A 12,110-nucleotide genomic window follows, 5' to 3' on the forward strand; every position below is an offset into this window, starting at 1 on the left:
GGCAGACCGCGGCCGAGGCGATGATCCCGGCGGCCCGGCCGGTCCCCCCGGCCGTGCGGACGGCACCGGCGCGGCGGCGCCCGGAGTCGCCGGACGGGAGCGCTTCCGCGTGCGGGTGCCAGGGGTCGCCGTGCGGGTGCGCGCCGGGGGCGCGGTCCCGCGCGGCACCGGCCTCGTGGGACGGGCGCGCGTCCTCCTGCCGGGGCGGGGCGTCGCCGTGCGCGCTCCCGGCCCGGCGGTCAGGGCCGGAGCGCGGCGGCCGTCCCCCGGCCGGCCCGTCGGCGAGGGCTGCGGGTCTCTCGGGTGTGTCGGTCGGCATGGCGTTCCCGTCGCTGCGGTGTGTCCCCCCGGGCCACGAGGAGGCCGGGGCTCGTCCCGGCGTCTCGCCGTCTTCCCTCTCCGCGCCGCTCCAGACCTGCGACCAGGCACGACCTTGCTCCCCGCACCCCGGGGACCCGGACCTCCCGGGCCGCCGCACCTCCTATGCACCTCGCCCGCCGCCTATGCGTCCTGCCTCCCGATCCATGGCACACCGGGCCGGGGGCGGTTCAACTGAACCCCGATGACCCGGAACCGGTCGATTGCCCACACCCACACGGGAGGCGTCCGATGACAACACCTCTGGCCGATTACGCACAGTTCGCCGGAAAACGGATCGCGATCGTCGAGCACATGCAGAACCACCCCTTCGTCCTGGGGCTGCGGCAGGCCCAGGAACACGGCCTGGAGGTGTGGCTGCTGACGGGCGACCGGACCTGGTACACCCACGGGCACGACTGGGACACCCACCCGCTGGCCATCGTGGACCGGGTGATCGACGTCGACACCACCGACCTCGACGCGGTGCTGGCGGTCGTCACCGGTGAGGACGGCGCCCCGCTGGTGGACGGTCTCACCTCGTTCTCCGACTACCACACCGAACTCGCGGCGCAGGCCGCCCGCAGCCTCGGCCTGCCCGGTCCCGATCCGGCCGCCGTGCGCACCGCCAACATCAAGGACCAGCTGCGGATCGCGCTGGGCGACGAGCCGTTCAACATCCCCCACGTGCTGGTCGGCCACCGGGGCCAGCTCGACGAGGCGGCCCGCAGGCTCGGGTTCCCGATGATCGCCAAGCCCCCGGCCGAGGCCATCAGTTACGGGGTGCGCAGGGTCGACGACATGGCCGGGCTCGTCGAGGCCTGGGAGGAGCTGTCCGCCGTGCGGCACAGCCTGCGGGGCCAGCCGCGCAGCGGCGAGGTGCTGCTGGAGCAGTACGTCGAGGGCGAGGAGGTCAGTGTCGAGACGATGACCGTGGACGGGCACACCCATGTCTTCGGCGTCACCTCCAAGGACCTCTTCGGCGACCCCGCCTACATCGAGTGCGGGCACACCTTCCCCGTGCCGCTCTCCGACGAGTCGCGCGACGAGCTCTACCACGTGGTCCGCACGACCCTGGAGATGATCGGCTACCGGCACGGGCCCTGCCACACCGAGGTCCGGCGGACCGAGTCCGGCTGGCGGATCATCGAGGCCAACCCGCGTACGCCGTCGAGCTGCATGACGATGCTGGTGACCGACGTCACCGGCCGCAGCCCGATCCTGGACGCCTGGCTGCTCACCATCGGCGTCACCCCGCCGATCGAGCCGGTCGTGCACCGAGGGGGTGCCGCGGTCCGCATGATCTACCCGACGCGGCGCGGCACGCTCTCGCACATCGACGGCCTGGAGGCGGCCGCGGCCGTGGAGAACGTCCAGGTCCTGCTGCACGTCGAGAAGGGCGACCATCTGCTGCAGCGGATGGACAACTCCTCCTGCGTCGGCTTCACCTACTGCAACGGCCCGGACCGGCTCGTCGCCCAGGAGCTGGCGGACAAGGCGGCGGCCCTGCTGGACTTCGTCGTCGAGGAAGACCTTCGGTGAGCCCGTATACCGAGGGCCCGGACGCCGTGCGCGCGGTGGCGGACGCGGCCGGGCTGGAAGCGGCGGGCTGGAACGGGCTGCTGGGGGCGGAGGACTTCTTCCAGACCCCCCGGTGGCTCACCGTGCAGGAGGTCAACTCGGGCACGGCGATGGACTTCCTGGTGCGCGAGCGGGGCGGGCGGCCGGTCGCCGGGCTGGTGACGGCGTGGGCCGACGCCTCGGTGGCCTGGCTGCTGGCCCGGCCGGACGCGATGCTGAAGCGCGCCCTGGAGCGGGAGGTGCCCGAGGCCGCCGGTGTGCTGAGCGAGGTCGCCGGGGGCGACCCGGACCGGCTGCTGCCCTCCCTGGTGTGCGGCGGGCGGCACCTCGGGCGCACCAGGACGCTGGCCGCGCCCGAGGCCACCGCGGACGACCTCGCCGCGCTGCTGGAGCGGGCCGAGGGGATGGCGGCGGAGCGGGGAGCGGCGACCGTCTGCTTCCCGCACGTCGACGTGCGGGACACCGCGCTGACCGGCGTGCTGGAGAGCCGCGGCTACCGCCACCATCCCTCGGACCACTACGCCTGGCTGGACATACCGGCCGGCGGCTTCGACCAGTTCGTCGAGGAGATGAGCGCCCACCGCCGCCGCCGGGTGCGCCTGGAGCGCCGGGCGCTCGCGGAGGCCGGGGTCGAGGTGACCGTCGAGCCGCTGAGCCAGGCGCTCTGCCCCCGACTCGGGCAGCTGGACGCCAACCTGCTGCGCAAGTACGGGAATCCGGCCAGTGACGAGGGCTCGGCCCGGATGATCGGCCGGATCGCCGAGATCATGGGCGACGACGTCCTCGTGTCCGTGGCCCGGCAGCGCGGCAGCATCATCGGCTTCGGCATGGTGCTGCGGTCCCGGGCGCGCGGCGAGGAGCAGTGGTACGGCCACCGCGCGGGCTTCGACTACGAGGCCCAGGGCAAGCTGCCGCTCTACTACGACGTCCTGTACTACCAGGTGCTGGACGCGGCGGCGAAGGAGGGCGCCACCGTCCTGCACGCCGGGATCGGCAGCGTCCAGGCGAAGCTCGCCCGCGGCTGCCGGGCCAGCGAGCAGCGCTCCTACCTGCTGCCCGTACCGGGTGGCGCAGGCACCGCGGGTGCGCCCGCCGACGACCGGGAGACGAACACACGATGAGTGCCGCCACCGATCCGCAGGAGGGCGCCGGCTGGAACGCCGGTGTCGGGGCGCGCGTCGCTCCCTCCGACCGGCGCGGGGGGACCCTGCGGCTGGTCTCCTCCGCCGACGTCGACTCCCTCGACCCCGCACGGACCTACTACGTCTGGGTGTGGCTGCTCCAGCGCCTGCTCAACCGCACGCTGATGGCGTACCCGACCGATCCCGGGCCCGCCGGCCTGGTGCCCGTACCGGACCTCGCCGAGGGGCCGGGGGTGGCGAGCGACGGGAACCGGACGTGGACCTACCGGCTCCGTGAGGGCGTGCTGTTCGACGACGGCACCCCGGTGACCTCGGCCGACGTGCGGTACGCGGTGCAGCGGGTGTTCGCGCAGGACGTGCTGCCGGGCGGGCCGACCTATCTGGTGCCGCTCCTGGACGATCCGGACCGCCCGTACGCCGGGCCCTACCGGGACGGTGCCGGGGGTCTGCCGTCCGTGCTGACCCCGGACGAGCGCACGATCGTCTTCCGGCTGCGGTCGCCGTTCTCCGACTTCGACCACCTGATGGCCCAGCCGTGCGTCTCCCCCGTGCCGCGGCACGCCGACACCGGGGCCCGGTACGGCGAGGACCCCCGCTGCACCGGTCCCTACCGGGTCGCCGAGCACCGGCCGGGCAGCAGGCTGCTGCTGGAACGCAACCCGCACTGGGACCGTGCCACCGACCCGGTGCGGCCGGCGCTCCCGGACCGGGTGGACATCGCCATCGGGTTCGACCCGGACGACATGGACGAGCGGCTGACGGCCGGGGAGTTCGACATCAACCTGGAGGGGCGCGGGCTCCAGCACGCCGCCCAGAAGCGTCTGGCCGACGACCCGGTGCTGCGGTCGCGCACCGACAACCCGAGGACGAGCTTCCTGCACTTCGTCTCGGTCCAGCCGCACATCCCGCCGTTCGACAACGTCCACGTGCGCCGGGCCGTGCACTACGCGGCCGACAAGATCCTGCTCCAGGAGGCCCGTGGCGGACCGGTCACCGGGGGCGACCTGACGACCGCGCTGTTCCCGCCGAGGCTGCCGGCCCACCAGGCGCTGGACCGCTATCCGACCGGCCCCGATCTGCGCGGCGACCTCGACGCCGCCCGGGCGGAGCTGCGGGCCGCGGGCCTGCCGGACGGCTTCGACGCCGTCATCGGCACCCAGCGCGGCAAGTTCCGGCTGGTCGCGGACGCCGTCGTGGAGTCACTGGCCCGGGTCGGTATCCGGCTGACCGTCAAGGAACTCGACGTGGCGACGTACTTCAGCCAGGGCGCCGGTTCGCCGGAGACGATCCGCGCCCACGGCCTCGGTCTGATCGTCACCGACTGGGGCGCGGACTTCCCCACCGAGTACGGTTTCCTGGCCCCGCTGGTGGACGGCCGGCTGATCCGCCCCGGCGGCGGCAACTGGAACATCGCGGAGCTCGACGACCCGAAGGTCAACGAACTCATCGACACCGGGCTGCACACCGCGGACCCGGCCGCCCGCGCCGAGCTCTGGCGGGAGGTGGAGCGCCGGGTCATGGACCACGCGGTCATCCTCCCGCTGGTCCACGACAAGACCCTGCACTACCGGGGCCCCCGTGCCACCAACGTCTTCGTCCACCCCGCCTTCGGCCTGTACGACGTCCAGGCCATGGGCGTCACCGACACCCGCACCGAACGGGAGAGCGACACCGTATGAACGACACCGCAGCGGACCTCCGTTTCGTCCCGCTGGACGCCGGCGATCCGGCCACCCTGGACGCCTGGCTCCGGCTGACCCTGGACGGCGCGGAGGACGTCCCCCTCTCCGCCGCGCCGCCCTGCGCCGTGGACCTGGCCGGGTCGGTGCGCTTCGCGCCGCCGGACACCGCTCTGGCGGGTGAGGTCGCCCTCCTCCGCGGGGAGGCGGTCGGCGCGGTCCGCCTGGTGCTTCCCGACGGGGCGCCGGTCGCCGTCGTCGACCAGCTGCTGACCGCTCCGAAGGAGCGCCGCCGGGGGATCGGGACCGCGCTGTTCCGGCGGGCCGGTGCGCTGGCGGCGGAGCACGGCCGCACCCTGCTGGTCGGCGACGTGGTCGGGGCGCTGCCCGGAGGACCCGAGCGGCAGGAGGGCCCCGCCGCGTTCGCGGCGGCGATGGGCGCCACCGTGCCGGACGGGCCCGAGGGGATCCACCAGTGGCTGGACCTGGACCGTCACGACCCGCTGTCCGGCGGCGTGCCGGAGGTCCCGGCCGGCTACCGGCTCCAGCGGTGGGGGACGATCACCCCGGACCGGCTCGCGGTCGCGGTGTCCCGGCTCGAGACCTCGCTGGGCACCAGCCTGCCGGAGACCTGGGAGGAGGGACCGGAAGCGGTCCGCACCAGCCGGGTGCGGCGCTTCGAGCGGATGCGGGTGGGCCGTGGACGGCGGGCGTACCACGTGGGCGCCGTGCACGAGGAGACGGGCCGGCTCGCCGGGTTCACCAGCGCGTCCAAGACCACCGGCAATCCGGAACACCTCCTCCAGGGCATGACCGTGGTGGCCGAGGCGCACCGCGGTCACGGCCTGGGGCTCCTGCTGAAGCTCGCCAACCTCGCCCATGTCCGGGAGTACGAGCCCCGGGTGCGGCTGATCGAGACGGCGAACGCGGACGGCAACCGTCCGATGATCGCCCTGAACGAGGCGATGGGCTTTGTCCCTCAGGAGCGGTTCGTCTCCTGGGAGGCACCGGTCGCGCCGGCCGGCTGACCGTCCGCGGACCGGCCCCCGTCCCCCTCGGGGAGGCGGGGGCCGTTCCGCGCGGTTCTGCGGTCCCGCAGGAAGCGCGGCAGCCAGCCCGTGCCGAGCAGAACCCCGGCGACCACGGCGGCGGCGCCGGCCACGGCCCATCCGCTGGGCCGCTCGTGCAGGGCCAGCCAGGCGGCGGCCATGCCGACCACCGGGACCAGCATGGAGAACGGCGCGACGACTCCGGCCGGGTAGCGCTTGAGCAGCGCGGTCCAGATGCCGGAGCCGACGACGCTGCCCAGCACCGCGATGTAGACGAGGGCGACCAGGCTCGGCCAGCCGTCGGGGCCGAAGGCGGACCCGAGGGCCCGCCATCCCGTGGCGGGTCCCTCCATGACCGCGGACAGCGCGAGCAGGGGCAGCGGCGGCACCACCGCCATCCACAGGGCGAACCGCAGGGGGTACTCCGGTTTCGCCTGCCTGCTGGCCAGGTTGCCCACCGCCCAGCCCAGCGCGGCCAGCACGGTGAGCACCAGCGGCAGCAGCGGGGCGGTGCGCGCCCGGTCCACCGCGATCACCGCCATCCCCAGCACGGCCAGCCCGATGCCGGCCAGCTGTCGTCCGGTGACGCGCTCGCGCAGCAGGAGGGCTCCCAGCAGCACCGTGAAGGGCGCCGCGGCCTGCACGACCACGGACGCCAGACCCGACGGCATGCCCTGTTCGATGGCGAGGAACAGCAGCCCGAACTGGGCGGCGCCGAAGCCGAGTCCGTATCCGAGCAGCCAGCGCAGGGGCACGCCGGGGCGTGGGACGAACAGGACCACCGGCACCGCCAGGACGAGGTAGCGCAGGGCGGCCAGGAAGAACGGCGGGAAGTGGTCGAGGCCGACGCGCACCGCGAGGAAGTTCAGTCCCCACAGCACGGCCACCAGGACGGCCAGCGAGCGGTCCCGGGCGGTCACCGGGAGGTGCCGGAGAGCAGGCCGGATGCGATGACACGGCCGCCCATGCCCCGCAGGAACTGCCCGTCGCCGATGAGCTTCTGGTCGTCGGCGCGCTGCTGGAGGACCAGCGTGCAGCGGACGCCGTCGGGGTCCTCGAGCAGCCAGCAGAACATCATGACACCGGGGCAGGAGCCGCCCTTGAACACGACGCGCGGCCAGCGGGCGGTGTCGACGGGGACTCCCGGGTACGCCGTCAGGATCTCCTCGACGTCCCCGCCGTCGTCCCGCACCCCGTCCTCGGCGAGCAGGCCCAGCACCCGTGCGACGTCCCAGGCGCTCATGTGCCAGTCCAGCCCCAGCCGGTGCACGGTGGGGCCGAGGTCGGAGCCGCGCACGGTCATGGGGCCGGCGATCCGCTCCAGCAGGCGTCTGCGGCCGGCCTCGTCGGCGGCGGCCCACTCCTCCCGCAGCCCGGGGGCGCCCCAGCCGATCTCGAAGACCTCGTGGCTCGTCAGGAACGGCCTCAGCAGGGCGGGATCAGCGTGTCCGGCCTCCTCGACGGCCCGTTCCACGGTGTCCCGGCCGAGCAGGTCCTGGATGAGGTCGGCCGCGGTGTTGTCGCTCATCGCGATCATCTTGTACGCCGTCTCGCGCACCGTGACCCGTGTGCCGTCCGGCAGTTCCTGCATGTCCCCGGTGGGGAGGCTGCGCAGGGCCGGTGTCACCGTGACCTCGTCGTCCCACCGGACGGAACCGGAGGCGACGGCGGCCGCGAGGGCCCGCATCAGGTACAGCTTGTAGGAGGAGCCGTTGGGCATGGGCCGGTCGGCGTCCTTGGCGTACAGCGTCTCGGTCGCCCCGCCCTCCTCCCGGGTCACCAGTGCCGACCAGGTCACTCCCGGCTGCTCCAGCGCCGCGACCAGGTCGTCCCATTTGTGCACGGGCGGGGTCACGACCTCGGGTCCCAGGTGCAGGACGCGGATCGGTCCGGTGGAGTCGAGCGTCAGGGACAGCGTGGAGCGGACCCCCGTCGGGCCCTGGAGGGTCACCCACGACTTGTGGGCCACCGGCTGGTAGTCGGCGACGGTGAACGGGCCCAGCCCGCGCCACTGTTCGACCGTCGCGGCGAAGCCCTGCGGGTGGCGGGCGAGGAACACGGGGACGAAGTGCCCGGACAGGTCCTCGTCCCGGGGTGCCTCGGGGGCGGTCAGCAGTTCCACCGCCCAGCGGGTGCGACGCCCGAGCAGGGTGTCGTCACCGTCGAGCGCGGCCTGCGCGCCGGGGCGTGCGGAGGCGTCGGAACCGGGCAGATCGATCATCATCGCTCCTCGACGGCCGTTGCCGGCCGGTGATGTCAGTCCTCGGTGACCGTGATGGCCGTGCACGGGCAGAGGTCGGCGCAGAGCCGGACCGTCTCGTGCAGTTCGGGCGGGGGTTCGGCCTGGAGCAGGACGACGGTGCCGCTGTCGTCGTCCTGGTCGAAGACCCGGGGTTCGGTCGCCGCGCAGCGGCCCATGGCGCAGCAGGCGTCCGTGTCCACGGTCACGCGCAGCCGGCCGGCGCTCACCAGGTCACCGGGAGCGCGCCGAGGCCGTAGCTGGACACCTCGTGCCGGAAGTCCAGCTCGCCGAACGGCACGGCGAGACGGGCGCCGGGCATCCAGCGGAGCACGCCGGCCAGCATCTCCTCCAGCTCCACCTTGGCCAGCCACTGGCCGAGGCACTGGTGGATGCCGTGCCCGAAGGCGAGGTGCCGGCGGGCGTCGCGGTGGGGGTCCAGGGTGTCGGGGTCGGGGAAGACCGACGCGTCGCGGTTGCCCGCCGACAGGGACACCACCACCCCCTCGCCGGCCCGGATCGTCACATCGCCCAGTTCCACGTCCTCCAGGGCGGCGCGGGCGAGGCCGTTCTGCACGATGGAGTGGTAGCGCAGCAGCTCGTCGACGGCCCGCGGCAGCAGGTCGGGGTCCTTGGTCAGGGTGTCGGCCAGGCCCTGGTCGGTGACCAGGCTCAGCAGGCTGAGGCTGGCCTGACTGGTCGTCGTCCCGTGTCCGGCGACCAGGAGCAGCCGGCACATGGGGACCATCTCCTCGACGGTCAGCCTCCCGGTGCGCACCTGGTCGGTGACGAGCCGGCTCAGCAGGTCGTCGCCGGGTTCGGGCATCCGCATGCGCTCCTCGACCACGTCGCGCAGCAGGCCGTCCAGCTCGTCGCGGGCGGCGGCGACCTGTTCCGGCCGGTAGCCGCGGTCGATGAGGATGCCCGCACGGTTCTCGATCAGTTCGCGCTGTTCGTCGGACACACCGAAGAGCAGGGCGATCACCCGCGAGGGGACGGGGATGGTCAGGCCGCGTACCAGGTCCACCGGGCGCTCGCCCCGGGTCAGTTCGCCGAGCATCTCGTCCAGGTGCTCCCGCAGCAGCGGCCGCATGGCCTCGGCCCTGCCGTGCAGGAAGTCGCGGGTGAGCATGGACCGCAGCCGCGAGTGGTCGGGGTCGTCCATGCGGATGAAGGAGGCGGTGTGGGGCTTGTCCCGCACCAGGACGGACGTGGTCGTCATCATCGGGAAGCCGGGCGCGCTGGTCACCGCGGTGAACCTGCGGTCGCCGAGCACCGTCCGGACGTGCGGGTGCGCCGTGACCAGCCAGACCTGGCTGCCGTCCCACATGGTGATGCGGCTCGCGGCCGGCCCGGACCTCAGCAGGGCGAGCGGCGGTGGCGGGTCGATCGGGGAGACGCGCTCCATCGGGTAGGACGGCACGGCGGTCGCCTTCGGGGATGCTGCGTCCTGCGTCATGGGTCCCACCTATCGCTGCACGGGCATGCCGACGTGAAGTAGCGGCCCCATCCTCACCGCCCGCCCGGCACCCTTCCCCGGAGGGCGGGCCGACCTGCATAACCGGCCACGAACGCACATAACCGCGGGTGCCGGAAGCCGTTCACCGGCCGCCGGACCGGCTGGTACGTTCGGCGCGCCGTACCGTTGCAGGCCATTCGGCCCGGATCTCCGGGCCCGGCCCACCACCCCGAGAACGAGGACCCCATGAGTTCATCGCTAGAGGGACACGTCGCACTCGTCACAGGAGCCGGCTCAGGGATCGGCCGGGCCACCGCCCGCGCCCTCGCCGCCGCGGGGGCGTCGGTGGCCGTCGCCGGGCGGCGCGTCGACCGGCTGGAGGAGCTCCGCGCCGAGCTGGAGGCCGGGGGCGCCACGGTCCTGGTCCTCGAACTGGACGTCACCGACGAGCAGGCCGTGGCCGCCGCCGTGCGGACCGCGACCGAGCGGCTGGGCCGGCTCGACATCCTGGTGAACAACGCGGGGCTGATGCTGCTGGGGCCGGTGGAGAACGCCGACACCACGGACTGGACCCGGATGATGGACACCAACGTCATGGGCCTGATGTACACGACCCACGCGGCCCTCCCCGAACTGATCAGGAACCAGGGGACGATCGTCCAGATCTCGTCGATCGCGGCCCGGGTCGTCGGACGCGGCAGCGCCGTCTACAACGCGACCAAGTTCGCCGTGAACGGGTTCAGCGAGGGGCTGCGCCAGGAGGTGACGGAGCGCGGGGTGCGCGTGGTGGTCATCGAGCCGGGCACCGTGGAGACCGAGCTGCGCGAGCACATCACGCACGCGCCGTCCAAGGCCGCCATCGCCGACCGGGTCGCGAAGATCCGTCAGCTGCAGAGCGAGGACATCGCCGACGCGGTGCTGTACGCGGTCACCGCTCCCCCGCACGCGACGGTCAACGAGATCTTCATCCGCCCCACCGACCAGGCCTGACCTCTTTCCGCGCGGCGGGCACCCCCTCGGGGGTGCCCGCCGTCGTGCTGTCCGGGGGCGGGCCGGGCGAGAGGAGCGAGCGAAGAGAACGCGTGCCTAACGTGAGCCGCATCAGGCCGTCACCGGTGAAGAAGAGGCGTCGTCCATAACCGTAAGGAAGCCGTCCGTGCCCTCTGCGATACACGTGCCCTCCGTTCCCGACCGGGTGACGCGCTTGCCGCTGTCGCGTCCGGATCTCCGCCTGCTGGACGCGATCGGACAGTGCGGTGATCTCACCGAAGCGGCGCGCAGGGCGGGGCTGAGGGCGCCGGCCGCCGAACGGCGGCTCGACCGGCTGGACCGGGAGACCGGGCTGCGGCTGACGCTGCGGGACGCGCGGACGGCCCGGCTGAGCGCGGACGGCACCCGGGTGCTGGTGGCGGGGCGGCGTTTCTTCCGGCAGGTCGACCAGGCGGTGCAGACCGAGATCTACGGGCGGGGCACGGAGGCGCTCAACGCGCCCCGCATCCTGGACATCGCCACCGCCGAGCCGCTGATGGAGGATCTGGTCGAGGACGCGGCCGACTCCCTGGGCCTGCTGCTGTCGGTCAGTCACGACACGCCGCTCCAGGTGCTCCGGCAGCTCGACGGCTACCGGGTGGACGCCGCGCACACCTGGGGCCTGGACACGCTCTCCCACGCGGTCGAACGGACCGTGCGCACGTACGAGGTCCTCGACGACCCGCTCTGGGTGACCCTGCCCCTCGGGCATCCGCTGGCGGGCAGCGACACCGTCTCCCTCGCCGACCTGCGGGACGAGAACTGGGTCTCGGAGGCCGGTCCGCGGGGAGAGGTCCTGGTGAGCCGGGTCTACCAGTCGGCCGGTCTCACCCCGCCCGCCCGCATCCAGGTGGCCGGGGCCTCGGTGGCGCGGGGGATGCTGCGCCGCGGGGACGCCGTCGGGCTGGGCTCGCCGGCCTGTCCCGCCGTGTTCGCGCCCTCGCTGGTGCGCCGCTCGCTGCGGGAGCGCCCCCGGCGGGCGGCCGGCCTGCTGGTCGACCCCTCCGTCGTGCCGGGCGCCGTGGCCCAGCAGTTGGCCGCGCTGCTCACCGACCGCTGTCTGAGCAGGTTCACCGAGCGCCACGGGGACCTGCTCCGCGATCCGTGGTGGGCGGACTGGCTGCACGGGCAGCGGGCGGAACTGGCCCGGCGCACGGAGGAGGCGGTGGACAGTCTCCGCACCCCGCCGCCGCTGCCCGCCGAGTCCGCCCAGATCGACGTGGAGGACCTGCGTCTGCTGCGGGCGGTGGCCGACCACGGCAGCATCAACCGCGCCGCCGCGGTGCTCTCGATCAGCCAGTCGGCGCTCACCCGGCGCATCCACCGGCTCGAACTCCGTCTCGGAGCACGGCTGTTGCTGCGCAGTTCGCGCGGTACGGACCTGACGGCGCCGACCCGGCAGTTCCTGGGCCGGCTGGCGGCCTTCGAGGCCGAGCTGTCCGCGGTGGGCCTCACGGGCCAGGGGGAGGACGCGTCGCCGTCGGAGCCGGGCGGCGGCGAGCGGCGCCGTACGCACCGGGCTCGGCCGGCGGGCGCGGGCCGGCCGGGGCGTGCCGAGCGCGGCGCGGACCGGCG

At 73.9% G+C, this 12,110-nt stretch carries 10 protein-coding genes; 6 read left to right on the forward strand and 4 right to left on the reverse strand.

The genetic code is table 11. The features are described 5' to 3' along the window. Positions 1–609 precede the first annotated feature (609 nt). The 4 genes from ABZ172_RS03700 to ABZ172_RS03715 are packed head-to-tail and all read left to right on the forward strand — an operon-like array spanning position 610 to position 5,787. Entirely contained in the window at positions 610–1,899 is a 1,290-nt protein-coding gene (locus tag ABZ172_RS03700) for an ATP-grasp domain-containing protein (protein WP_356879791.1), read from the forward strand. Further along, complete coding sequence (locus ABZ172_RS03705) at positions 1,896–3,059, forward strand: GNAT family N-acetyltransferase (protein WP_356879793.1); 1,164 nt, start codon at positions 1,896–1,898, stop codon at positions 3,057–3,059. Before ABZ172_RS03700 ends, ABZ172_RS03705 begins: the two co-directional genes overlap by 4 nt. Next, a complete protein-coding gene (locus tag ABZ172_RS03710; protein ID WP_356879795.1) occupies positions 3,056–4,759 on the forward strand; it encodes an ABC transporter substrate-binding protein in 1,704 nt (567 codons plus the stop codon). Before ABZ172_RS03705 ends, ABZ172_RS03710 begins: the two co-directional genes overlap by 4 nt. After that, a complete protein-coding gene (locus ABZ172_RS03715) occupies positions 4,756–5,787 on the forward strand; it encodes a GNAT family N-acetyltransferase (protein ID WP_356879797.1) in 1,032 nt (343 codons plus the stop codon). The genes ABZ172_RS03710 and ABZ172_RS03715 overlap by 4 nt, the downstream gene beginning before the upstream one ends. Here ABZ172_RS03715 and ABZ172_RS03720 read toward each other — a convergent pair. From ABZ172_RS03720 to ABZ172_RS03735, 4 genes are read right to left on the reverse strand one after another with little or no spacing between them, the layout of a single operon-like run. Then, a complete protein-coding gene (locus ABZ172_RS03720; protein WP_356879799.1) occupies positions 5,739–6,728 on the reverse strand; it encodes an EamA family transporter in 990 nt (329 codons plus the stop codon). The genes ABZ172_RS03715 and ABZ172_RS03720 overlap by 49 nt on opposite strands. Further along, positions 6,725–8,032, reverse strand: a complete 1,308-nt coding sequence (locus ABZ172_RS03725) for a serine hydrolase (RefSeq protein ID WP_356879801.1) — start codon at positions 8,030–8,032, stop codon at positions 6,725–6,727. The genes ABZ172_RS03720 and ABZ172_RS03725 overlap by 4 nt, the downstream gene beginning before the upstream one ends. Positions 8,033–8,064: 32 nt before the next feature. After that, the gene (locus ABZ172_RS03730; protein ID WP_356879803.1) at positions 8,065–8,277 is read right to left on the reverse strand and encodes a ferredoxin; all 213 of its coding nucleotides are present in this window, start codon (positions 8,275–8,277) and stop codon (positions 8,065–8,067) included. Next, the gene (locus tag ABZ172_RS03735; protein ID WP_356879805.1) at positions 8,274–9,506 is read right to left on the reverse strand and encodes a cytochrome P450; all 1,233 of its coding nucleotides are present in this window, start codon (positions 9,504–9,506) and stop codon (positions 8,274–8,276) included. Before ABZ172_RS03735 ends, ABZ172_RS03730 begins: the two co-directional genes overlap by 4 nt. Before the next feature lie 246 nt (positions 9,507–9,752). Between ABZ172_RS03735 and ABZ172_RS03740 the strand changes: the two genes are divergently transcribed. Together ABZ172_RS03740 and ABZ172_RS03745 are read left to right on the forward strand one after the other, a co-directional pair. Beyond that, positions 9,753–10,496 (forward strand): SDR family NAD(P)-dependent oxidoreductase, encoded by a 744-nt coding sequence (locus ABZ172_RS03740; protein ID WP_356879807.1) that lies wholly within the window; start codon positions 9,753–9,755, stop codon positions 10,494–10,496. 166 nt (positions 10,497–10,662) lie between these two features. Then, positions 10,663–12,110: LysR family transcriptional regulator (locus ABZ172_RS03745; RefSeq protein WP_356879809.1), on the forward strand; the 1,448-nt coding region annotated here is incomplete at its 3' end.

Source organism: Streptomyces sp. NPDC006296, assembly GCF_040613235.1.
GTDB lineage: Bacteria > Actinomycetota > Actinomycetes > Streptomycetales > Streptomycetaceae > Streptomyces.

Coding starts and splice junctions, on each gene's coding strand:
- ABZ172_RS03700 (WP_356879791.1), top strand. CDS start 610: ATGACAACACCTCTGGCCGATTACGCACAGTTCGCCGGAAAACGGATC.
- ABZ172_RS03710 (WP_356879795.1), top strand. CDS start 3,056: ATGAGTGCCGCCACCGATCCGCAGGAGGGCGCCGGCTGGAACGCCGGT.
- ABZ172_RS03715 (WP_356879797.1), top strand. CDS start 4,756: ATGAACGACACCGCAGCGGACCTCCGTTTCGTCCCGCTGGACGCCGGC.
- ABZ172_RS03725 (WP_356879801.1), bottom strand. CDS start 8,032: ATGATGATCGATCTGCCCGGTTCCGACGCCTCCGCACGCCCCGGCGCG.
- ABZ172_RS03735 (WP_356879805.1), bottom strand. CDS start 9,506: ATGACGCAGGACGCAGCATCCCCGAAGGCGACCGCCGTGCCGTCCTAC.
- ABZ172_RS03740 (WP_356879807.1), top strand. CDS start 9,753: ATGAGTTCATCGCTAGAGGGACACGTCGCACTCGTCACAGGAGCCGGC.